Annotated in this window: 20 protein-coding genes; 17 read left to right on the top strand and 3 right to left on the bottom strand. The window is 47.8% G+C overall.

Translation table 11 applies throughout. From position 1 onward, the window contains the following. The first annotated feature begins 140 nt into the window (after positions 1-140). The 3 genes from A6049_RS32855 (at position 141) to A6049_RS30830 (ending at position 2,910) form a co-directional block, all read left to right on the top strand. Positions 141-803, top strand: a complete 663-nt coding sequence (locus tag A6049_RS32855; protein WP_095206273.1) for an HNH endonuclease — start codon at positions 141-143, stop codon at positions 801-803. A 285-nt stretch (positions 804-1,088) separates the two neighbouring features. Further along, positions 1,089-1,748, top strand: coding sequence for a TVP38/TMEM64 family protein (locus A6049_RS30835; protein WP_063568231.1), 660 nt, complete (start codon positions 1,089-1,091; stop codon positions 1,746-1,748). 88 nt (positions 1,749-1,836) lie between these two features. After that, the gene (locus A6049_RS30830; RefSeq protein ID WP_063568230.1) at positions 1,837-2,910 is read left to right on the top strand and encodes a DUF1835 domain-containing protein; all 1,074 of its coding nucleotides are present in this window, start codon (positions 1,837-1,839) and stop codon (positions 2,908-2,910) included. A gap of 55 nt (positions 2,911-2,965) precedes the next feature. Here the strand turns inward: A6049_RS30830 and A6049_RS30825 are convergent, their stop codons facing one another. Beyond that, positions 2,966-3,484, bottom strand: a complete 519-nt coding sequence (locus tag A6049_RS30825) for a cupin domain-containing protein (protein WP_063568229.1) — start codon at positions 3,482-3,484, stop codon at positions 2,966-2,968. Positions 3,485-3,631: 147 nt separating this feature from the next. Between A6049_RS30825 and A6049_RS30820 the strand changes: the two genes are divergently transcribed. Continuing rightward, positions 3,632-4,639 (top strand): NAD-dependent epimerase/dehydratase family protein, encoded by a 1,008-nt coding sequence (locus tag A6049_RS30820; protein ID WP_095206272.1) that lies wholly within the window; start codon positions 3,632-3,634, stop codon positions 4,637-4,639. A gap of 160 nt (positions 4,640-4,799) precedes the next feature. On the opposite strand, the gene A6049_RS32405 is transcribed toward A6049_RS30820, so the two are convergent. Then, on the bottom strand, positions 4,800-4,973 hold the full coding sequence (locus A6049_RS32405) for a CsbD family protein (RefSeq protein WP_064506464.1): 174 nt from the start codon (positions 4,971-4,973) through the stop codon (positions 4,800-4,802). Positions 4,974-5,164: 191 nt separating this feature from the next. Here A6049_RS32405 and A6049_RS30815 point away from each other — a divergent pair, with 191 nt between their 5' ends. The 13 genes from A6049_RS30815 (at position 5,165) to A6049_RS33830 (ending at position 20,224) form a co-directional block, all read left to right on the top strand. Next, complete coding sequence (locus A6049_RS30815; protein ID WP_063568228.1) at positions 5,165-6,097, top strand: cysteine peptidase family C39 domain-containing protein; 933 nt, start codon at positions 5,165-5,167, stop codon at positions 6,095-6,097. Positions 6,098-6,140: 43 nt separating this feature from the next. Next, complete coding sequence (locus A6049_RS30810) at positions 6,141-7,952, top strand: RNA polymerase sigma factor (RefSeq protein WP_063568227.1); 1,812 nt, start codon at positions 6,141-6,143, stop codon at positions 7,950-7,952. Between the two features lie 666 nt (positions 7,953-8,618). Further along, complete coding sequence (locus tag A6049_RS30805; RefSeq protein ID WP_024629786.1) at positions 8,619-9,065, top strand: DUF1641 domain-containing protein; 447 nt, start codon at positions 8,619-8,621, stop codon at positions 9,063-9,065. A gap of 23 nt (positions 9,066-9,088) precedes the next feature. Next, entirely contained in the window at positions 9,089-10,270 is a 1,182-nt protein-coding gene (locus tag A6049_RS30800; protein ID WP_063568226.1) for an NAD(P)/FAD-dependent oxidoreductase, read from the top strand. A 341-nt stretch (positions 10,271-10,611) separates the two neighbouring features. Continuing rightward, positions 10,612-11,256 (top strand): SDR family oxidoreductase, encoded by a 645-nt coding sequence (locus tag A6049_RS30795; RefSeq protein WP_063568225.1) that lies wholly within the window; start codon positions 10,612-10,614, stop codon positions 11,254-11,256. A 54-nt stretch (positions 11,257-11,310) separates the two neighbouring features. After that, the gene (locus tag A6049_RS30790) at positions 11,311-12,060 is read left to right on the top strand and encodes a response regulator transcription factor (RefSeq protein ID WP_063568224.1); all 750 of its coding nucleotides are present in this window, start codon (positions 11,311-11,313) and stop codon (positions 12,058-12,060) included. Continuing rightward, entirely contained in the window at positions 12,057-13,433 is a 1,377-nt protein-coding gene (locus A6049_RS30785; RefSeq protein WP_063568223.1) for a sensor histidine kinase, read from the top strand. The genes A6049_RS30790 and A6049_RS30785 overlap by 4 nt, the downstream gene beginning before the upstream one ends. A 79-nt stretch (positions 13,434-13,512) precedes the next feature. Beyond that, positions 13,513-14,310, top strand: coding sequence for a PepSY domain-containing protein (locus A6049_RS34295; protein WP_063568222.1), 798 nt, complete (start codon positions 13,513-13,515; stop codon positions 14,308-14,310). Between the two features lie 132 nt (positions 14,311-14,442). Further along, positions 14,443-15,069, top strand: coding sequence for a PepSY domain-containing protein (locus A6049_RS30775; protein ID WP_095206271.1), 627 nt, complete (start codon positions 14,443-14,445; stop codon positions 15,067-15,069). A 289-nt stretch (positions 15,070-15,358) separates the two neighbouring features. Further along, positions 15,359-16,861: an RICIN domain-containing protein gene (locus A6049_RS30770; RefSeq protein WP_095206270.1), complete on the top strand. Its 1,503-nt coding sequence runs from the start codon at positions 15,359-15,361 to the stop codon at positions 16,859-16,861. 710 nt (positions 16,862-17,571) lie between these two features. Then, positions 17,572-18,357, top strand: a complete 786-nt coding sequence (locus A6049_RS30760; RefSeq protein WP_063568220.1) for an ABC transporter ATP-binding protein — start codon at positions 17,572-17,574, stop codon at positions 18,355-18,357. Between the two features lies 1 nt (position 18,358). Beyond that, on the top strand, positions 18,359-20,020 hold the full coding sequence (locus tag A6049_RS30755; RefSeq protein ID WP_063568219.1) for a hypothetical protein: 1,662 nt from the start codon (positions 18,359-18,361) through the stop codon (positions 20,018-20,020). 33 nt (positions 20,021-20,053) lie between these two features. Beyond that, positions 20,054-20,224, top strand: a complete 171-nt coding sequence (locus A6049_RS33830) for a hypothetical protein (RefSeq protein WP_177031212.1) — start codon at positions 20,054-20,056, stop codon at positions 20,222-20,224. Positions 20,225-20,275: 51 nt separating this feature from the next. Here A6049_RS33830 and A6049_RS33825 read toward each other — a convergent pair. After that, a partial coding sequence (locus tag A6049_RS33825; protein ID WP_205412063.1) for a Rossmann-fold NAD(P)-binding domain-containing protein occupies positions 20,276-20,458 on the bottom strand: 183 nt, incomplete at its 5' end.

Below are 20,458 nucleotides of genomic sequence, written 5' to 3'. Positions count from 1 at the left end.
GACAGGCCCGCAGCATAGCTGAGGCCAGTGCGCCGAACCTGAGCGACCGTGGCGATGCCGCGGTCGCCGGACCCCCAGCAGCAGCCGCGCAGCCTGCCGCTGCTGCAAAGCCCGCCCCCGGCCAAGCGCCGGGCACGGCCATGGAGGCTGCGCCTCCTGCACCCGTGCGCCAGCCAGGCTCGCCCGGGTCGAAGCCGCGCCCGGCACGCAAGGAGCGTGCGCCTAAGGCAGGCGGCGAAGACGCAGCCCGTGCCGGATCATCCGGGCAGCGGGCGCCTGCACATTCCAGCCGCAGTCACGGGGCTGGAACGGAAAGCCGTCCTCGCCGTCATACTCCGGCGGTGCCTGTAGCGATTGATCCGGATGATCCGTCATCGCTTCGGACGAATCGGCAGGGCATGGTGCGCATGCGTGGCAAGACGGACAAAGGGCGGCGCTGGCATCAGGAAGTGGATATGGAGCTGGCGGTCACGTTGGTCAAGGAAAAAGCCGCTGTTGTGGTTAATCGGTACACGATCCGTCGATTGTTTAGCAACAAGGATTTCAAACGGTTTATTTTGACCCGTGATAACTATACCTGCTACTTCTGTGGATCGTATGGAGACACGATTGACCATCTTCTGCCACGAGCTAAAGGTGGGCATACCACCCCACTTAACTGTGTCTGCGCCTGCAATCTGTGCAACCAGTCCAAAGCAGCGATGGATGCCGAAGAATTCATGCGTTCCGGTATTCCCGAGTGGAATGCTGAGCATCAGGAAGAGCTGAATGAATTGGCAATGCAGGAAGCTCAGCTAGAATAAACGGTTTATGCGAAATACAAATACTTCCCCAAGCTTGTTCACCATGGGTTTCAAGCGGGGTATCCGATATAGAGAGCACACCAAGACTGAACGGGTCAGGGTGTGCTTTTTTGTTTTTTAGCTTCGCTGGTGAAATTTCTTCAAATTGACAACGGTACAGCGCTCATATGTACGTTATACTGGGGAGAAGTGAGTCGTGAAACTTCACATCGGTTTACCAGATGTATTTTATAATGGGCACCACATCTTTAGTAAATTTGAACTGTATAGATTGGAGGGAAGCAGATGAACCCGGCATCTTTGGACATCATGTCCTATATTACGGAAGAGAATATTCGTTTTTGGCTGGAGAAGTTTCGCTCCCTGGGCCCTTTACCGGCAATTTTGCTTACCTTTATGAAATCGTTCGTGCCCCCGCTGCCTACACTGCTCATTGTTGGGGTTAACGGAGCGGTGTACGGGCTATGGGCAGGATTTTTATATTCATGGATCGGGATGGTACTCGGCTGTACCGTTACGTTCCTGATTGTACGGGAGATTGGGAAGTCGGCTTTTGTGGAACGTTGGGCTAATAAACCCCGTGTGCAGCGCAGCATGGTATGGATTCGGCGGAATGCATTCAGTTATGTGTTTTTGTTGAGTATTTTTCCGGTTGGTCCGTTCGTCATTATTAATGTAGCGGCAGGTATTGCGCGGATGAGATTAATGTCCTTCCTGCTTGCGGTGAGTTTTGGTAAAGCCATTATGATCTTCTGTGTGACGTATATCGGTTCCAATGTAGCTCAGTTTATGGAGCACCCTGTGCGATGGGGCGGCGTGTTGTTGTTTATCGCGGTATCCCTTTGGGCAAGTCGGAAGCTGGAGCGGCATTTTACCCGTTCGTCATCCAATCGTGAGGAAATGAATGATCTGAGTCACTCCTCTGGAAAGTCTATTTCGTCGTAAACTTACGATGATACAAATACGTACGTTCGATTTTGTATGGTTTAGTCGCAGATAACCATCGGTTTAGACTGTTTGGAGGGGGATAAACATGATTGACAATATCTTTGATTTTGATCAGGAGCTGTACCGTATGGATGAGGACGAGCTGCGTTCGTTATTGCGTACGCTCTATCTCAGCGCAGATATGGCAGTCAGTGATCAGTCAGCGGAAGAACATTCTGTTCATTTTGCAACGAAAATACAGTCGATATTTAAGACATTGGATGAGAATCGGAACCGGGAGAAAGCGGAGCAACAGGCATTAAAGGCACAGATACCACGTGAAATTCATATAGCGATTGGTGAATCGCCACTAGGTAGCATTAAGGTTGCGATGGGCAAGGTTCCAGGTCGCTCGGAGCGGCGGTTTTTCTCTATGAATGACTACTATGCCATCGGTCCATTGGGCGATCTGACGAACAAGGCGGATTTACACCGCAGGCACCTCTGGCTACTTGAGAAACTTTATTTGGGTGAGCATGGAAGTTATGCCGTCCAAGGCATGGATAAGCTGCTTCAATTAAACAACATGTTGAGTTCAATTGATGAAGATACGCGAATCACCATTTGGTATGCGAATAATGCTCATGAGAGAACGGGGCTTTTATATGCCATGCATTTGCTACGTAAAAGGCTGGGGCCTATCTATTTAATCGATACCGGTGCATTATATCAGGAATTATTCAAACCTTCTGAAGTTCAGTATGATGTTCCTAGAACAGGTGAAATTTTTTCTGAGAAGTTGTTATCGATGTGGCAACACTGTGTGAATGCTGAACCGTTGTCTGTGGAGGAACGAAAACACATGGAGCAAGAGTGGGTGAATCTGGCTGTACAGCCAGGACTTCTGCGATTAATGAAGGATGGCCAGATTCAGAGCGTGCCCGAAGACGCGATTGATGAGTACATTATGCAGAAGGCTAGAGAGGTCACGTTAACCAGACAGCCTGGCGAGTTTATAAAATCAGCCCGCGTCGTAGGTGAGGTGCTGGGCCATCTTGAACAAGCTGTCGGAGACGCATTCATTGAATACCGTGTTCGACAGTTGATCATAAAGGGACGGCTTGAGATGGAAGGGAAGCCACATGCCATGCGATTCTACAGTGTGAGGCTCCCCCAGTAACCGAAATGGACTGTTCCCGGTAGTTTTTTTATCCCGGAGCAGTCCATTTATTCTTTCATGTCTTATTCTGATTCCATAACTCCAATAGTGGCCCCTCTTGCCCATAGACTGGATCTGTATCCGGAATGGGAACCTCCTGAATTTCACGCAGAACTTTGGGACGCTCCCCCGGTTCACCCGTTCGGGTATTATAGCTCATGCCACCTGGATAGGCCCCTGCAATGCGGAAATCACGGCTCGCACTCAGCCGCTTATGTCCGGTTCCCGCAGGTAATACGACCACATCTCCTGCATGAAGACGCACAACCTTTCCATGTTGCCCACCAAGAATGAGCTCAACCCAGCCACTAACCACTGCAAGTACTTCATGAGCATTGCTGTGAAAATGATGATAATCAAACACACCGTTAATCCAGCTGTTTCCCCATCCATTTTGGTTCAGTAACGACTCTGCACGAGCGGAATTTGTTGCCCAAATTCCTTTATACAGAAGTACAGGCAGAATCGGATGATTGGGGATCACACCATCGTCCTGAAATAACATCGTTTGTACATTGTTGATGGCCTCTTTCATCGTAAATATCACCTCTCTATGGCATTACCCGTTTATTTCTGGTGAAGAACAAAAAACAATTGTAAAATGATACAAAATGTATCACTATAAGGTTATAATCAGAACATAGACTCTCTTCAGTAACTTGTTGTATTAATCCAAGGGGGAATGTGCTTGAATATTGTCATTACAGGGGCTTCTGGATTTGTAGGATTTAACCTTTCTCAGTATTTGGCGCAAAAAGGACATCGAATCACCCTGGTGGACCAGGATGATTATTGTCAGAGGCTTGTTCACAGCTCTCCACTTCATGAGATGGCCTTTATCTGTTGTGATCTCGCGAAGGACAGATTTAGCTTGCCGCACGAAACAGACTATATTATTCATCTGGCAGCGATGCCACACGTAGATTATTCGTATCATCACCCCAGAGAAGTGTTTCGTAACAACACCCTCAGTACACAGGCCATTCTGCAATACGCTTCCGATCACCATATTCCCGTGGTGCTGGCTTCATCTGTTGAGGTATACGGAGGGGAGATGGGCAGAGTGTATCATGAATCCGATGAATATGCTCCGGTATCCCCTTACTCCGCTTCCAAAGTAGCCTGTGAGATGCTCGCACGATCCTACGCTCAATGTTACCAGCTTCCTATAAAAATATTTCGTTTAACCAATCTTTATGGACCTTGGCAGTTGCCGGACCGGATTATCCCGCGTAATTTTGGCCGAATGATGGACAGCCTTCCTCTGGATATTCAGGGATCAGCTGTACGTGATTTTTTGTATGTAGATGATGCGCTGCGAGCGATTGAACAGATTATGCTGAATGGACAAGATCAGCAGATTTATAACATTTCGACAGGGCAAGGAACAACCATGCAAGAGATCGGAGATCTTTTGCACCAATTGCATACTTCTAATGGAACGGCGGAGATTCGGGAGCAGGAGCCCACCCAGTCCAGAGGTTCGAGTCTGGTCGTTCACTCGGGAAAATTACGATCAGAGACCGGATGGTTTCCCCAGACGACGCTGGAGCAGGGACTGGAGCAGACCTTTCGATGGTATCAGGAACATCCCGAATGGGTAAGACAATTCAGCCGTGAATACCACACGACAAGAGAAGCACGCAGCTTTATTATCGATATGGCGAGATATGCAGTTCCGGCTATCTAACCAGGGCAAAAAAAGCCAGGGAAGGGTGTAGTGAATAACACCTTCCTTGGCTTTTTTGCGCCCCCGTCGAATCCCGGCTTTCAACCGGTATGGACGGTCGGGCAATGATCCTATATTTACTGCACGAATTGTCGTGCGTGTTCACGTTTAACAAATGGATCTAGTGATGTTTTTTTACATCAGCAATTTTGTCCTGCACAGCACCTTTGGCTTTGTCTTTCTTGCCCTCAGCCTGAAGGGATCTGTTGTTAGTCGCATTACCGATCTGATCTTTCACTTCGCCTTTGGCCTTGTTTACGCCTGCTTTAATTTTATCGCTAGTTGAATTACTCATATCGAACATCTCCTTCGTTTCTGGTGTAGTCCTTATTAACCGGGATGCCCGTATTCTAAACGTTGCTATTGTGATAAGGGCAGAAATTTGTTCTGGATATTCTGTCAGAAATGATCAGTACGAAGAGTCAGTATAAGTATAGGCATTGCATAACCGCGTGCTTCATTAAAGAAATGAGAGGATGTTATGATATGAGCAATTATATTGGAAATGGTGCATATTGCTACGCTAATTCAGCTTCAATGCTGCTGTCGTCCATTGGAGAAAAGGTAGACCCCGGTCTGCTTGAAGCAGTCGGTGGCTTTTCACTAGGGGCCTTTCGAACGCAGGAAGATATGCTTTTTTTTGATAACTGTACCTCTAGTCCTGATCTGGCCATCAGCAAAGCGATGAGCATTCTGGGATTTAGTGTGCGCGAAAGTGTGCAATCACCGGGTACAGAGATGCCTGTAGATGAGCTAAGAGAGGCTTTGAAGCAGGGTCCTGTGATGATGGGTCCGCTGGATATGGGCAAACTCGTCTACAATCCCAACTCTCCCAACCTGGGTGGTTGCGATCATTATGTAGTGGCGTTGAGCATAGAGGGCGATGAAATATGCCTGCATGATCCTGCTGGATTCCCGAATGTCTTCCTGACACTGGATAAACTTGAGGAAGCATGGAAGTCTGAATTCCCGTGGAGTAGCGGTGTGTATCGACGATGGTGGAGTCCTGAACGCATTGAACAGCCTGATCTGGAGGAGATTAACCGTCGTGCTTTTACTTGGTTCAAATCAACGCTTACAGAACAGATCCATGATATTGCTGCACAGGAAGGACGAACAGGAGCTTCAGCGATTCTTCATAAGGCGGAACAGGTTCGTGCTGATGCAATCGATTGTAATGAGTGGGCTCATTATGTGTATTTTGCTCTGCCAGTAGGCGCGCGTCGTGCCCATGATTATGGGTCATTTTTTAAAACAATCCATCCTGACCTTTCTGCTTTGAAATACGCACAATCCCGCCAATTCGGGGAATGCCAATCCCGTCTTGTCTCCCGGAACTGGGAGGCTGCTGCGACAATCATGGTGGCACTCGCGGAGACGGAAGCCATGATCGAAGCTGCTATTTTGAAGATGGAATAATGTAATTGTAAGTGAAGCAAGGCTATGAGAAGGGGAGATACACATGGATGAATTAGCTGACAATCGCCATATCAGGCCAGGGGAAGATGAGACATTCGAGAATCGGCAAAAGGAGTCGGATGTCGCGCTTATCCAACGAGCCCAAACTGGGGATACAGAGGCTTTTGGTGAATTGATTCACCGTTACCGTGGGCAATTGTTCCGTTATGTGCGAGCACTTACACATGATTCTTATCTCGCAGAAGACATTTTACAGGATGGGCTTATTCGGGCGTTCATTCATATGGGGCAGCTTCAGAATGCCGAGCGTTTTATGGCCTGGATGCAGCGCATTGTGCGTAATCAGGCGTACTCACATATGCAACGCCGAGAGCAGCAGCGTGAACAACATTTTTCTTCTTTCCTTGCATTTGGAGCCGATGATCCCTCATGGAGCGATCAAGACTCGCTCGACAAGACGCTGAACCATCTTTTGAATGACACCGAACGGATATCGCAGGAGACTGGCTATGATCCGTATCAAGCTGTTGCTCAGCAGGAAATGAGGAATAATCTCTACAAGCTGCTGGGATGTCTGAATTTAAGAGAGCAGCAGGTCTTCACATCGTATTGGATGGAGCAGCTGTCACCGCAAGAAATTGCCTGTAAATTCAATCTGACAAGTGCCAATGCGTATCAAATTCTGTCCCGTTCACGTAAAAAAGTGTCGCAGCTTCATATTCATTTATCCGTAGAAGAAATGCTGGCAGAGTGGAATTCACTCGGGCAAAATCGAGTGATTCTGGAGGAGCCCCTTTCGTTTCGGGCTCCCCAAACCTGGAACTCGGCAGCAGCATCCATTCACGAGATGTTAGGTTATATCGGTTCATCTCCATCTCTCCCCATGGTTATGGGGATGAGTGGACTTTCTTTTCGTCTGACCATCCTGCCTCAGGACATACATATCGCTGGACCCACCGCCTATAACTTCAAAGAGGTACTTATCAGAGGATTGCACCATATGGGTTATCGTTCCCATGCGGTTGAGGCTTTGGCGAGCGAAGCGGGACTCAATGCCAATCTGATCGATCCTTCGATGCTAGAGGAGAAAGCGAAGGGGAAAAGGTTGCTAAATCCAAGGCTTGTTCGGGCCCTCTCCTTGATTCGTTACTCCATTCATCGGGGAATTCCGGCCGTAGTATGGGACCTGAATATTCCCGAATTCGGATTGATTTATGGCTATGATGATGCAGCCCGGACCCTGTACGGTACAGATTTCATTAAATCAGGAACAATTATCTATGATCATGTAGGCCGGGGGGTGAATCAGGAAGTATTTGTACTGGCAGCGGAATCAGATGGCATGATAAGAGAAATGAACTTGCGCGCGGCACTGACAGCTGTTTTGGCTCATTATCGTGGGGAGGACCCATATACCTTGCCGAACACAGTCAGTGGTCTGGCTGCTTATGCGGTCTGGAGAGAAGCCCTAGAATATAGACGGGTAGAACCGAACGGTCATGCCTATAACATTGCGGTTTTGTGGGATGCAAGACGTTATGCAAGTGAGTTTTTCAAAGAACTTTCTGTAAAGTGGGCTTCGATTCCCCGCTATTCCAGCTTGATTCCATTCTGTCTTCAGGCGGAAGAGTTATATCGAAACATGTCCCAAAGGTTAAACGTGCTCAAACAGTGTTTTCCTTTTCCTGAAGGCGGAAAGCCAAACGAGAAGCTTCAGGTCGATCAAGCTATCTCGATACTTCTGGAGGTGGAGGAATTAGAGCGAGCTGCTGTCGTTGCAATAAAAGCGTTGCTTGAAGAAATGGATCAGCATTCCCCAGAAATCGTTATGGTGTGGCCGAAATGTAACGATTAGATCTGGCGAACAGTGAAAGAAATATCAGGAGGCAGGACGATCCGTCAGGCCTTCTTTCTGTCTTTTTTGCTTTCGTGCCAGGATAGGTTCATACTTGAACAAGAAATGATGTCATTTCAGGAATAAGGCTGCACCCCTAGCTGCATAATAACGACAGTGACCAATTTCGTTGCATGAAATTCATGGTTTTGGAAAACAATTCCTGAAAAATTCAGTTGAAAAAATCCTTCCTTGTGTACATATCGCACATATGGTCATATGTGATCTTGTCTTCCTACCACATGTGGTAGGATTACGGATCTGGGACAGGAGAATAATCGATTTTAATCCGACCACAATGCTTGACAAAAAAATCGATTTTGTTACAATGTTCACAATATCTTCACAAGTGTAAAAAATTTCTTTTTCATGTTCATGTGTAAGAGGTGTAATATAGGGGTATAGAGTTCGGTTTCGGCCTGCTTGTCGTTTTGCGTCAACACATGTTGTCCGCAATAGACCCAAGATACAATACACGATGTGGGAACGGCCCTTGGGCTATGCTCATTCTATTGTGTGAAATTTGGTACATTTAGTTGTATTGGATGTATTTGTGGTTCGGCTCTGCTTGACAGGCATCATGAAAGTCGCGGACTTCTATCCCAAAGTAAAGGAGGACTTTCTCTTATGTCACAATCGCCTACTCAACAAGAGGTGCCGGTTACAGAAGGTGCCGACGTTTCCCAACGCCAGTCCTTGGACGTACTGGATCAATTGATGAAGCCTGAGGTACAGGAGTCTCTGACCGTTCTGGTGGAGAACTTGCCTAAACTGGCTGAAATGGTCACTGCTATGACCAAAGCTTATGACTTTGCACAAAGCGTAGCTACAGACAAAGTTCTGATCAGCGACACAATGAGCGCAATGGGCGAGTTTGCTAAACCTGTTGTAGACAAAGCTAAAGGTGTAGCTTCTGCTGCCATCGAAGCAAGTGATCGTGCGCAAGCCGAGCAAACTTCGGTTGGTTTGTTCGCTATGCTCAAAATGCTTAAAGATCCAAACGTACAACAAACGCTTCGTTTTGCTCAATCATTCCTGAGCATCCTGAACGAGCGTCAACAACAGCAACGTTAAGATTAGAAGAACGGAGGATGGATATGTCGAAGCAAATTTTGATCTTGGGCGGAGGTTACGGTGGTCTGTTGACTGCGCTGACTGCGCGTCAATACCTGACACCGGAAGAAGCGACTATTACAGTCGTGAACCGTTACCCTACGCACCAAATTATTACGGAACTGCACCGTCTTGCAGCAGGAAGCATTGCTGAAAAAGCAGTTGCCCTTCCACTCGAAAAATTGCTGAGTGGTAAAAATGTGAACTTGAAAATCGATACGGTGGATACAATCAAGCCGGACGAGAAAAAAGTTCTCATGACCAGCGGTTCTACTTACTCTTACGATGCACTCGTTGTTGCCTTGGGCAGTGAAACGGCATTCTTCGGAATTCCGGGATTGCAGGAGTACAGCTTCACGCTGAAATCCGTTAGCGATGCTAATCGCATTCGTGCACACGTGGAAGCTCGTTTGGATGCTTACAAACAATCCGGCAACAAAGCAGACGCTACGTTTGTTATCGGTGGCGGTGGTTTGACAGGTATCGAGCTTGTTGGTGAATTCGCTGACCTTCTTCCGGCTGTATGCCAAGAAAAAGGTATCGACTTCAAAGAAGTTTCCCTGTACACGGTTGAAGCAGGTCCTTCCATCCTGGCAGGATTCCCGCCAGAACTGGTTGAGCGTGCAAAAGCGAGTCTGGAAAAACGTGGCGTTAACTTCATCGTTGGCGTAGCGATTACCGAAATGAAAGAAAATGAAGTTCTGCTGAAAGACGGAAGCTCGATCCCTACGAACACACTCGTATGGACAGGCGGCGTTCAAGGTAATGCAGTTGTTGCCAACAGCGGAATTGAAGTGGATCGTGGCCGTGCGAAAGTTACGGAAGTACTGCAATCCACATCCCATAAAGACGTGTTTGTTGCTGGTGACAGCGCAGTGGTCTTCCCTAGCGAAGGCGCTCGTCCATACCCTCCAACAGCACAATTGGCTTGGCAAATGGGTGAAACTATTGGTCACAACTTGGGCGTAATGTTCAAAGGTGGCGCAATGGAATCCTTCACACCAGTATTCTCCGGTACACTGGGAAGTCTGGGTCGTAAGGATGCTGTCGGCATGATCGGTGGCAACCAGACTCGTCTGAAAGGTCTGCCAGCAACCATGATGAAAGAAGCAAGTAACATCCGTTACCTTGCTCATATTCACGGTTTGTTTGCACTGGCTTACTAATACCTGTACGCCATGCAGCAGAAAGGCACCCCACGTGGTGCCTTTCTTTATTTTTAACCAGCATCCGTAGAGCATAGGGACTAAGTTCCTTGAAGCGAGATATTGAAATATATTCGTTGTTATCAGAGATGTTTTGAAGAAAAAAGTGCTCGGTATAAACCGTATAGGGTGTATGGTATATTAAAGGGAAGACGTGTTATCCGCATCACACCAGATGCGCTGAACGGTAGTAATACATAGCAGCCGGCGCTTAGAAGCGTCGGCTTTCGTTTAAATTAAAGACAAGTCTGTTTTATAAAAAAAGCTAGCTTATAAAAGGAAAACCGAGAGGAGAATGACATATGAACGTATTAGTAATTGGAGCGAACGGACAAATCGGCAAATTTCTGGTGCAGCAACTGGCACAGGAAGGGAAACATCAAGTCACCGCGATGATTCGCAAACCGGAGCAGGCAGACCTACTTAAGCAGTTTGGTGCCAATGTGGTGATTGGCGATTTGGAAGGCAGCGTGGATGATCTGGCCGAGGCAATGAAAGATCACAATGCCATTGTGTTTACAGCGGGTTCCGGTGGATCTACGGGCGAAGACAAAACATTGCTCATTGATCTCGATGGTGCGGTGAAAACAATGGAGGCGGCACAGCAGCAGGGAATTACCAGATATATTTTGGTCAGTGCGTTTGGGGCAGATCAGCGGGAGAAGTGGTCCGACGCCATTAAGCCGTATTACGTGGCGAAGCATTATGCCGATCGGGCGTTATTCGCAAGTGATCTGAATTACACCATTATCCGTCCAGGTGGTTTGAAAAATGAGCCGGGTACCGGCAAAATCTCTGTAGGAACAGATCTGAAACCGGGAAGTATTCCACGTGAAGATGTGGCTCGTGTAATCGCTGCTTCCCTCCAGGAGGAGAAGACGTATCGAATGGCTTTTGATCTGATCGCCGGGGATGAATTGGTAGAGGATGCCTTAGGTAAATTGTAATTCGTATTGTAATATAACGGGAGAATGGAATGACGGAATGAGGGGGAGCTCTGCATGAATGAAGCCGTGCTGGTGATCGAGGATGAGCCCAAAATTGCACGCCTGCTTGAACTGGAATTACAGTATGAGGGATATCAGGTAGGCAAGGCAGGCAGCGGAACGGAAGGGCTGGAGATGTATGGGGAGGGGCAATGGGATCTGATTCTGCTGGATATTATGCTGCCGGGTCTGAGTGGGATTGAAGTGTTGCGACGGATACGTGCCAAAGATGCGACCGTGCCCATTCTGATGCTTACAGCCAAAGACTCTGTGGAAGACAAAGTATCCGGACTCGATCTCGGAGCCAACGATTACATTACTAAGCCGTTCCGTATTGAAGAGTTGCTTGCCAGAGTACGCGCTGCACTGCGCCTGAGTGCTGCATCGGCTGCTACCCACTCTGCCACTTCGGTCCCACGGGATACGGCGCAATCACCCGAGCACACGGCGGGAAATGAGACAGGCTGGCTTACCGCAGGTGGATTGAAGCTGAATGAAGGAACCCGTGAGATATCCCGGGATGGTCAATCGATTGAGCTTACACCGCGTGAGTTCGATCTATTGGTGTATCTGTTGCAAAACCAGCGCCAGGTGCTGAGCCGGGACCAGATTGTTCAGGCCGTCTGGGGATACGATTATTATGGAGATACCAATGTGGTGGATGTGTATATCCGTTATGTGCGCAAAAAAGTCGATAACGGATTCACACCACCCTTAATACATACCGTTCGGGGTGTTGGTTACGTTCTGAAGGAGCAAGTATGAGTCTGCGCAGCAGAATCTACGGATATTCGTCCGTATTGTTTGCCGTGCTGCTGATTGCCGTCAACCTGTCGGTGTATATCGTGTTCGAACGGATGTCGATCGATAACGAGATCAAGCGGGTAGAGGCTGAGGCCGAGTCTATTTTAAAAGGAGTGCGCCAGTCTGCCGGTTCCATTCCGCCGGACGACTTGCTCCGAGCCTACGCGCCGCTGGACGGCATGCTGCGGATCGTCAATGAAGACGGCACCAGCTCCCCGCCGGTGACGACCTCGGCAGAGGAGCAGCTGAGCAAGCTGTCCTACAAATACGAAAGCGAAAAAAAATCGGAGTATACCCAAGTTGAACAAATCGGTTATGTCTGGGTCTCTGTTCCAGTGATCTGGCCGGATGGAGAAGTAGTGAATCTACAAGTCACCGAGAGCATTGAAGATACCGAGAATCGCCTGTCTGTGCTTCGTACAGTTCTAGTTGCCGTTACCATCATCGCGCTGATTCCAGCCATCATCTCCAGCCGTATTCTGGCGAACCGGATGACACGGCCGATCCAGCAGATGACACGTACGATGAGTGATATCCAGTCGAGCGGCCAGTTCAAGCGACTTCCGCTCGATGAAAAATCGAAGGATGAGCTGAAAACGATGGGGCAGACGTTCAATCGCATGATGGATCTTCTCGAATCTAACTTCGAGCGGCAGGAGCGTTTTGTTTCTGATGCTTCTCATGAACTGAAAACACCACTCACCATCATTGAAAGTTATGCCAGTCTGCTGCAACGAAGGGGCAAGGAACGTCCCGAAGTATTCGACGAGGCGGTAGAAGCCATTCTGTCCGAATCCGTGCGCATGCGAGAGATGACCGAGCAGCTGCTATTGCTGGCAAAGCAGCCAGAGCAGTGGAATGTACAGCTGGAGCGGGTGGATATCACCCAACTTGCGCTGGATTCCACACGTGCATTTCGCGAAGCCTATCATCGGGAAGTCCACTGCGATGACCCAGGCAGGATATGGGCGATTAGCGATGTGAGCAAGCTGAAGCAGCTGCTTTTTATTTTGCTGGACAATGCTCGTAAATATAGTGAGGATGCCATTGAAGTCCGGCTGGAGGCAAAGGGGCAGGAATGTCGGATACGTATTGTGGATAAGGGAATCGGTATGCGGGAAGAGGAACTGTCCAAGGTGTTTGACCGTTTCTATCGTGTTGATCAGGCCAGAACACGCAGCGGCGAAGCAAGCGGTTCGGGTTTGGGGCTTTCCCTGGCCAAAGATATCGCAGAAGCCGTGGGCGCACGTATTGAATTAAACAGCACCGAGGGCAGAGGAACCGAGGCTTCGATTATTTTGCCCACATCCGTACAGAACGGATCACTCTCATGAAAATCTCATTCTTCTCTTATATACTGATAAACACAGTAGGGTTACGGATCACAAGAGAGTGCGTAAGGGAGGGAACGTGATGGAAGAGCATGAGGGGCGTCCGGAAATGAAACGGGAAGAACAACGACGCAAAGGATGGGCGAAGCCAAGACGTTCATTTTGGTGGGGTGCGGGGCTCCTGGCTCTCCTTGTCGTTATAGCGGTCATGTGGTGGAGGCCGTGGCAATCAGACCGAGTGATGTTAACAGCAGATGCAGCGGCCCAAGCGGTCTTGGATCAATATCCGGGAGAGATCCTGAATTCCACGTTGAAGGACGGAACCTACATCATGCAGCTCCGCTCAGAAACCGGACTGTATGACGTACAAGTTGATGCGGTTACGGCGACCGTGAATTCCATTAAACGGCTGGAGTCCAACCCACAAGCCGAGGAGAAGACGTTATGGAGCCGAGAACAGATCAAGACGGAATTGCTGAAACAAACGGATGCCGAACTGGTGTCGCTCGAACTTGTCGAGCAGCAGGGGAGCCCGGTGTATCTGGCGGTATTCAAGATGAAGGACAATGGTCGGGAGCAATGGACCATTGATCCGTATAACGGGGAGAAACAGTCTTCAAAGCCGCTGGAAGCATCTTCGCCCGACCCGACAACAGGGGAAGGCACCAAGACTTCATTTCTGAGCGAGAAAGAAGCAGAGCAGAAGGCACTGGCTAAGGTTCCTGGTGAAGTGGATGATATCGAACTCCGTGGAACGAATAGTGGCAATCCGTATTATCTGGTTGAAATTGACCTGGATGACGGTCGTGAGGCTATTGTGCAGGTGAATGCCATTTCAGGCGCGATTCGTTCGGTCACTTGGGATGATGACGAAGATTAAAGGTATAGAAGCCATTCTGTGAGATTCTCACTCATTTTCTCATCAAATTCTAATCTGACTCTCGCTGAACTCTCATTCGTACAGGTTAATCTATAACTGTAGACGAGAACGAGAATAACAACGAGGAGATGAATGATGATGATGAATAAACATAAACTATGGATTGGCAGCTTGTCGGCAGCGGTGTTGCTCGGAGGATCAGCCGCTCTGGCTAGTGGGAGTGTAAACGGACAATCGGTACAGCCTACGCAAACGTCCAATACACAATCAGTAACACAGACCCAGAACAACACAGGTACATTGCTGACGGTCGCACAGGCCAAAGAAGCAGCCTTGAAAGCAACGGATGGTAAAGTGGATGATGTGGATCTGGAGCGCAGAAACGGCCAAACGTTCTATGAAGTTGAAATCGACAAAAAAGGTAGTAATGAAGTTGTCGTTCGTTTGGATGCTTACACAGGTAAAATCCTTGCAGTAGTCGATGATGAGGATTACGATGATTATAATGGAACTGTGGCAGGTACGTCTTCCAATCAAGCTGCTTCAAAACAGGTTAAACTGACAGAGGCACAAGCTTCGAACATTGCCCTGAGACAGGTGACAGGCGGAAAAGTAACCGAAATCGAACTGGATCATGATAACGGCCGTTATGTTTATGAAGTGGAACTAAGAACAGCAAACGGTGAAGCCGATGTAGACGTCGATGCCAATACAGGCAAAGTGCTTTCGTTTGACCAGGATTTTGACGACGAAGATTAATAAATAACGTATATTATAGGGATTTAGATTGTGTATAACAGAGGACGCTTCGGATGAAGCGTCTTTTTGCTGTTCACTCCATAAGTTCAGTGTTTATTCGTACATGTTCCGCCGTATTGTTCACTATTCGAGCAGGGGGATGGCGGATACAATCGTAATCAGGAGGTGAGTGCCGAGCCAGTCTGAGAAACAGGTAATCCTATGAAATGCATCATCGATCGGAGGAAGAAGAGACGTATCGATTTTATTGTAAGCGCTTTATAAATTAATTACGGAGGTGCATTGTTCTATGAATGAGGGTTGGTTGAAAAAGAAAACAAAAACACATCGTTTCACTCGTCGCCTTTGTTATCTGCTTGCTCTAATCCTGGCGCTACAATCGCTAGGTATGCTGGTCGCTCCAGGACAACAGGCTTCCGCTGCTCCACTCAGTGTAACCAACGGGGTACAGTTCAAGGATACAAACGGCAATGTCATTCATGCCCATGGGGGCGGGATGATTAAGGCTAATGGGTACTATTACTGGTTTGGGGAGAATCGCAACCCTAATGGAACGTTCAAGGCGGTTTCTGTATATCGTTCAGCAGATTTGAAAAACTGGGAGTATCGCAATGATGTGCTCACCAGCAGCTCGGCTGCCGAGCTGAACATTTCCAACATCGAACGCCCGAAGGTCATCTATAACAGTGCAACAGGCAAGTATGTTCTTTGGATGCATAAGGAAAACGGGGTCGACTACGGTGAAGCCAGAGTGGCGGTAGCGACCTCAAGTACAGTGGATGGAAATTATACGTATGTAGGCAGCTATCGGCCTCTTGGCTATGATTCGAGAGACATGACAGTTTACAACGACAACGGAACAGCTTATCTCATCTCAGCGACCAAAGTGAATGCCGACCTGAATATCTACAAGCTGACTCCAGATTTTCTCGGTGTGGAATCGCTCGTAACGACGCTGTGGCCGGGTCAATATCGTGAGGCACCTGCCATGTTCAAAAAGGGTGGCGTCTACTTCCTGATCACATCCGGGGCTACGGGATGGAATCCGAATCAGGCCAAATATGCGACTGCTACCAGCATAACTGGCACATGGAGCGGCCTGAGCAACTTTGGAGATAGTACAACCTATGGTTCCCAATCCGCATACGTGCTTCCGGTGGAAGGCTCACAGACAACATCCTATCTCTATATGGGTGATCGCTGGGCTGGCGCCTGGAGCGGACCAGTGCAGGATTCTAAGTATGTGTGGCTGCCGTTGTCTTTCCCAAGTGGAACCAGTCTGGCGATGAACTGGGCAAGCAGTATTACCATTGATGCAGCCACGGGTTCCGTAACCGGAGTGGATACGCCCGATGTATGGGACCCGAATGCTTCGTATCAGTTGATTAGTCGCAAAAGTAATAAATTGCTTAATGTCATCGGTGGTTCTGCGGATAACGGTGCGGATCTGGAGCAGCGGGCAGACGGCGGAACGACCAGCCAGCAGTGGCAGATCACGGATGCAGGTGGCGGTTATGTCAAAATCATCAATCGTTCCAGCGGCAAGCTAATCGGTGTAGAGAATGGTTCCACAGCAGATGGAGCTGTTATTGAACAGTGGAACGATGGCGGCTGGGCCAGTCAGCAATGGCAGTTGGTTAGTGTGGGCGGTGGTTATTATAAATTGAAAAACCGCAGCACAGGCAAGGTGCTTGATATTTCGGGACAATCCCTGGCAGACGGGGCAGCTGCAATCCAGTGGACAGATAATGGTGGTACGAATCAGCACTTCCAGATTGTTAAGGTTCAATAAGGATTGATTGTTTTGTTGGTTAATCATCATAAAGATTCACAATTAAACCCTTGTCCCTCATTATGAGTGGGACAGGGGTTTAATTGTGAAAAATATGAAGCTCTATAAGCTAGAGATTAAACATTCCAATTGAACCTTTTATTCTAATTTTAGATTATCAATAGCAGAAATAAGGTATTAGTATAAATAACGGAAAAGCTTAATCCTCAGGACGATTACATTGCTAAGATATATTACTGGTAGGATCCTGCCACAAAATAAAAATGGTAAAACACGAGTGCGAGTTAGGAGGTTAGCAAATGTACATTATTCTTCCTTTTTTGTTGTCGACATTAATCTCTGGATTGCTAGGTTATCTAACCTATAGAATATTATTGAAAAATAGAGCTGGGATTATTGTGACGTTGATATCATCCGCGTTTATAGCTTATATTTTTATAGATTTATATGCTTTTTTTGGAGTGGTAGGAGGTGTGTTGTTTTACATTTTACTAATTAGAATTTCAACTAAATAAAAAAAAAATAATTACCAGACTTAATTGATAAATTAACAAAAATCAAATTCTATTCTATAAATTCAGGATCTTTGTTATGCACTTCTTTGTGCAGAGCAAAGATCTTTTAATTTTTCTTCATCCCTCTCTGTTAATCCAATCTGTGGTAAACTAGTAGAATTGTAGAAATAGTAGAGACAGGGGCTGGATAACGAAGTGAGTGAAAAACAAGTACTGTCAATTGAAGGCTTGCGTATGCGGTATAACGGGCGTTATGTGCTAAATGGGATTGATTTAGAAGTGAATCGGGGCGAGATGATCGGATATATTGGTCCGAACGGTGCGGGTAAAAGCACGACGGTCAAGATTTTGCTCGGACTAGTTGAGGGATATGTGGGTACGGTCCGCATCTTTGGCAAGGATATCGCAGATGGTGACGCGGAATATAAGCGAAGAATCGGTTATGTACCGGAAGTCGCGGAGCTATACGAGCAATTAACCCCGGCAGAGTATCTGACCTTTATAGGAGAATTGTACGGGTTGTCCTATGAAGATGCCGATTATAAGGCGAAGCAGTTGATGGATTGTTTTGGACTGGAAAAATCATATCATTCCCGCATTGCTTCCTTCTCCAAAGGCATGCGTCAGAAAGTGCTGCTGATCTCCGCGCTGCTGCATGACCCGGATCTGTTGTTCCTGGATGAACCGCTAAGCGGTCTGGACGCCAACAGTGTAATGGTGGTAAAGGAGATTTTGACACAGCTGTCGGCCAAGGGTACAACGATATTCTATTCGTCACACATCATGGATGTGGTGGAGAAGATCAGCAGCCGAATCGTTCTGATTGCCGAAGGACGCGTGATGGCGGATGGTACGTTCAGGCAGCTCCAGCAGCAATCCATGGAAGGCTCACTGGAGGAAGTATTCAATCAACTGACGGGCTTCAATGAGCATCGGGCAATTGCAGAACGTTTTGTGTCCATCGTGCAGGAGGTGTACTGATATGGCGGAATCCTCCGACTTCCGCACGCTGAAGATTCTGGATCGTTTTCGGCCTATCATCGCCAGAACAGGAGCGGATTATGACGTACTGCGTTTGATTCTACGGGTGAAGTTCCAGATGGATCAGCGGAGGGTACCGACGGTATTGTCAGCACGCAATGGCAATAAGGAGCAGAAAGAAGGCAATCTGTATCTGCGTTCCCTCTGGTTGTATGCACTGATGGGGCTGATTATGGTTCCGTTTGTCGTCTGGGATACGGGACATTATATGCTTCAGATGGGTCTAGTGACCGCCATGCTGATGTTTATGATCATGACCTCCATGATCTCCGACTTTTCTTCGGTACTGCTCGATATTCGGGATCGTAATATCATCATGACCAAGCCGGTAAATGGACGCACTGTTGGCTTGGCTCGTGCCATTCACGCAGGGGTTTATTTGCTGCTCCTGACAGGCTCTCTGACGGCTGCGCCGCTGGTAGCCGGATTGATTGCCCACGGGATCGGCTTTTTCCTGCTTTTTCTGGTGGAACTGGTGCTGATTAATATGTTAATTCTGGTGACCACGTCCCTGATCTATCTATTCATGATGAAGTTTCTGGATGGCGAGAAGCTTAAGGACATGATCAATATGATGCAAATCCTTCTTTCCATCGGCATTGCCGTAGGCTATCAGCTGGTCATACGTTCGTTCAGCATCATCGACTTTAATATGGTGTTCACACCTGCCTGGTGGCAGTTACTGCTGCCTCCGGTATGGTATGCAGCGGTTTTTGAGCTGCTGTTCGGCGGCGGGGGAGATGCCTGGCTGTATACTTTCTCAGCGCTTGCTGTGATCGTTCCAATGGTCAGTCTGTTGGTGTACGTGAAGCTGATGCCTTCCTTCGAATTGTATTTGGAGAAAATGTCACACGCAGGTCAGGCCTCTGGACGAAGACGTGGGAATTGGGATCGCATCATGGCGAAGGTATTCTCCCGTTCCAGAGAAGAGCAGGCGTGCTTTCGTTTGTCTGCCAGTATGATGCGAAGTGAAAGGGAGTTCAAGTTGAAGGTATACCCGTCGATGGGTTTATCTTTTGTATTGCCCTATGTATTCTGGTTCACCCAATTGCAGAGTTCTTCGTGGGCAGAATTTAGGGAAAGCTCCTTCTTTTACACGCTATATATTGTGCTCTTGCTGATTGTGTCTGTTGTGACCATGCTGAAGTATTCCGGACAATACAAGGCGTTTTGGACTTTCCGGGCAGCCCCTCTGGCCAACGAGAATGTGCTATATAGTGGAGCGCTAAAAGCTTTCTTATGCAACATGTTCTTACCCGTATTTATATTGAACGCCATTGTATTTGTGTGGACCTTTGGGTTAAGAATTCTTCCTGATCTGATCGTAATATTTTTGGTGGCAACTGCACTTATTCCGCTGTCTGGAAAGTTGTTGATGCGAAAACCGCCGTTTTCCCAATCCTTTAGTGTGGCCGGACAGAGTGACGGCTGGCTCGTCTTTGCCTTCTTTCCGCTCATGGCACTGTTATGGGGACTACATGTATTCATCCGCACCATACCAGCAGGCATCTGGATCTATGTAGCACTCCTAGTATTTATTAACATGCTATTCTGGACGATGCTGCATCGGGTGAAGCGGGCTTCTGTAATGGTTGAAGTTTAAGGCGGGCGGTAGTAGGTTGGTTGAGGTTGCCTGATGAAGTTTAGCAGATGGAATCCTGAAGAAAAGCTGATTAAAGCCAATCCGGTGTTGATGAATCGGATTGGCTTTTTTACGTTTTTTCTAATTCTTTACGTGATGCGATGTACTTTAAAGATGGAGAAAATAAATGATATGCGAGCTGTAACAGTGATCTGGATTCTGTAGCACTTAAACGATTGGGAGATTGAATTAGTGTGTTAAATCGGTATCGGTATGCTAAGCATGGGGGTTTCCGCTTTGCAGGACAGCTTCTGCCAGCTGATCGGCTGCATCCGCCGTGGAGAGGGCAGATTGCTCTGCTATCGCATAGACCTTGGACAGCGTGCCCGCAATCCCCGCCACCTTTTGGCGGATCAGGTCTGGCCCTGCGCCTTCCAGCTCGTAGGCGGTGCTGATGAT

The sequence above is a fragment of the Paenibacillus sp. O199 genome (genome assembly GCF_001636635.1).
In the GTDB taxonomy this organism is placed as follows: Bacteria; Bacillota; Bacilli; order Paenibacillales; family Paenibacillaceae; genus Paenibacillus; species Paenibacillus marchantiae.
This window is presented reverse-complemented; position numbering and strand designations above follow the sequence as displayed.

Coding starts and splice junctions, on each gene's coding strand:
- A6049_RS30755 (WP_063568219.1), top strand. CDS start 18,359: ATGGCGGAATCCTCCGACTTCCGCACGCTGAAGATTCTGGATCGTTTT.
- A6049_RS30790 (WP_063568224.1), top strand. CDS start 11,311: ATGAATGAAGCCGTGCTGGTGATCGAGGATGAGCCCAAAATTGCACGC.
- A6049_RS30770 (WP_095206270.1), top strand. CDS start 15,359: ATGAATGAGGGTTGGTTGAAAAAGAAAACAAAAACACATCGTTTCACT.
- A6049_RS30785 (WP_063568223.1), top strand. CDS start 12,057: ATGAGTCTGCGCAGCAGAATCTACGGATATTCGTCCGTATTGTTTGCC.
- A6049_RS30815 (WP_063568228.1), top strand. CDS start 5,165: ATGAGCAATTATATTGGAAATGGTGCATATTGCTACGCTAATTCAGCT.
- A6049_RS32855 (WP_095206273.1), top strand. CDS start 141: ATGGAGGCTGCGCCTCCTGCACCCGTGCGCCAGCCAGGCTCGCCCGGG.
- A6049_RS30810 (WP_063568227.1), top strand. CDS start 6,141: ATGGATGAATTAGCTGACAATCGCCATATCAGGCCAGGGGAAGATGAG.
- A6049_RS32405 (WP_064506464.1), bottom strand. CDS start 4,973: ATGAGTAATTCAACTAGCGATAAAATTAAAGCAGGCGTAAACAAGGCC.
- A6049_RS30805 (WP_024629786.1), top strand. CDS start 8,619: ATGTCACAATCGCCTACTCAACAAGAGGTGCCGGTTACAGAAGGTGCC.
- A6049_RS30800 (WP_063568226.1), top strand. CDS start 9,089: ATGTCGAAGCAAATTTTGATCTTGGGCGGAGGTTACGGTGGTCTGTTG.
- A6049_RS30775 (WP_095206271.1), top strand. CDS start 14,443: ATGATGATGATGAATAAACATAAACTATGGATTGGCAGCTTGTCGGCA.
- A6049_RS30825 (WP_063568229.1), bottom strand. CDS start 3,484: ATGAAAGAGGCCATCAACAATGTACAAACGATGTTATTTCAGGACGAT.
- A6049_RS30835 (WP_063568231.1), top strand. CDS start 1,089: ATGAACCCGGCATCTTTGGACATCATGTCCTATATTACGGAAGAGAAT.
- A6049_RS30820 (WP_095206272.1), top strand. CDS start 3,632: ATGTGCTTGAATATTGTCATTACAGGGGCTTCTGGATTTGTAGGATTT.
- A6049_RS34295 (WP_063568222.1), top strand. CDS start 13,513: ATGGAAGAGCATGAGGGGCGTCCGGAAATGAAACGGGAAGAACAACGA.
- A6049_RS33830 (WP_177031212.1), top strand. CDS start 20,054: ATGAAGTTTAGCAGATGGAATCCTGAAGAAAAGCTGATTAAAGCCAAT.
- A6049_RS30830 (WP_063568230.1), top strand. CDS start 1,837: ATGATTGACAATATCTTTGATTTTGATCAGGAGCTGTACCGTATGGAT.
- A6049_RS30795 (WP_063568225.1), top strand. CDS start 10,612: ATGAACGTATTAGTAATTGGAGCGAACGGACAAATCGGCAAATTTCTG.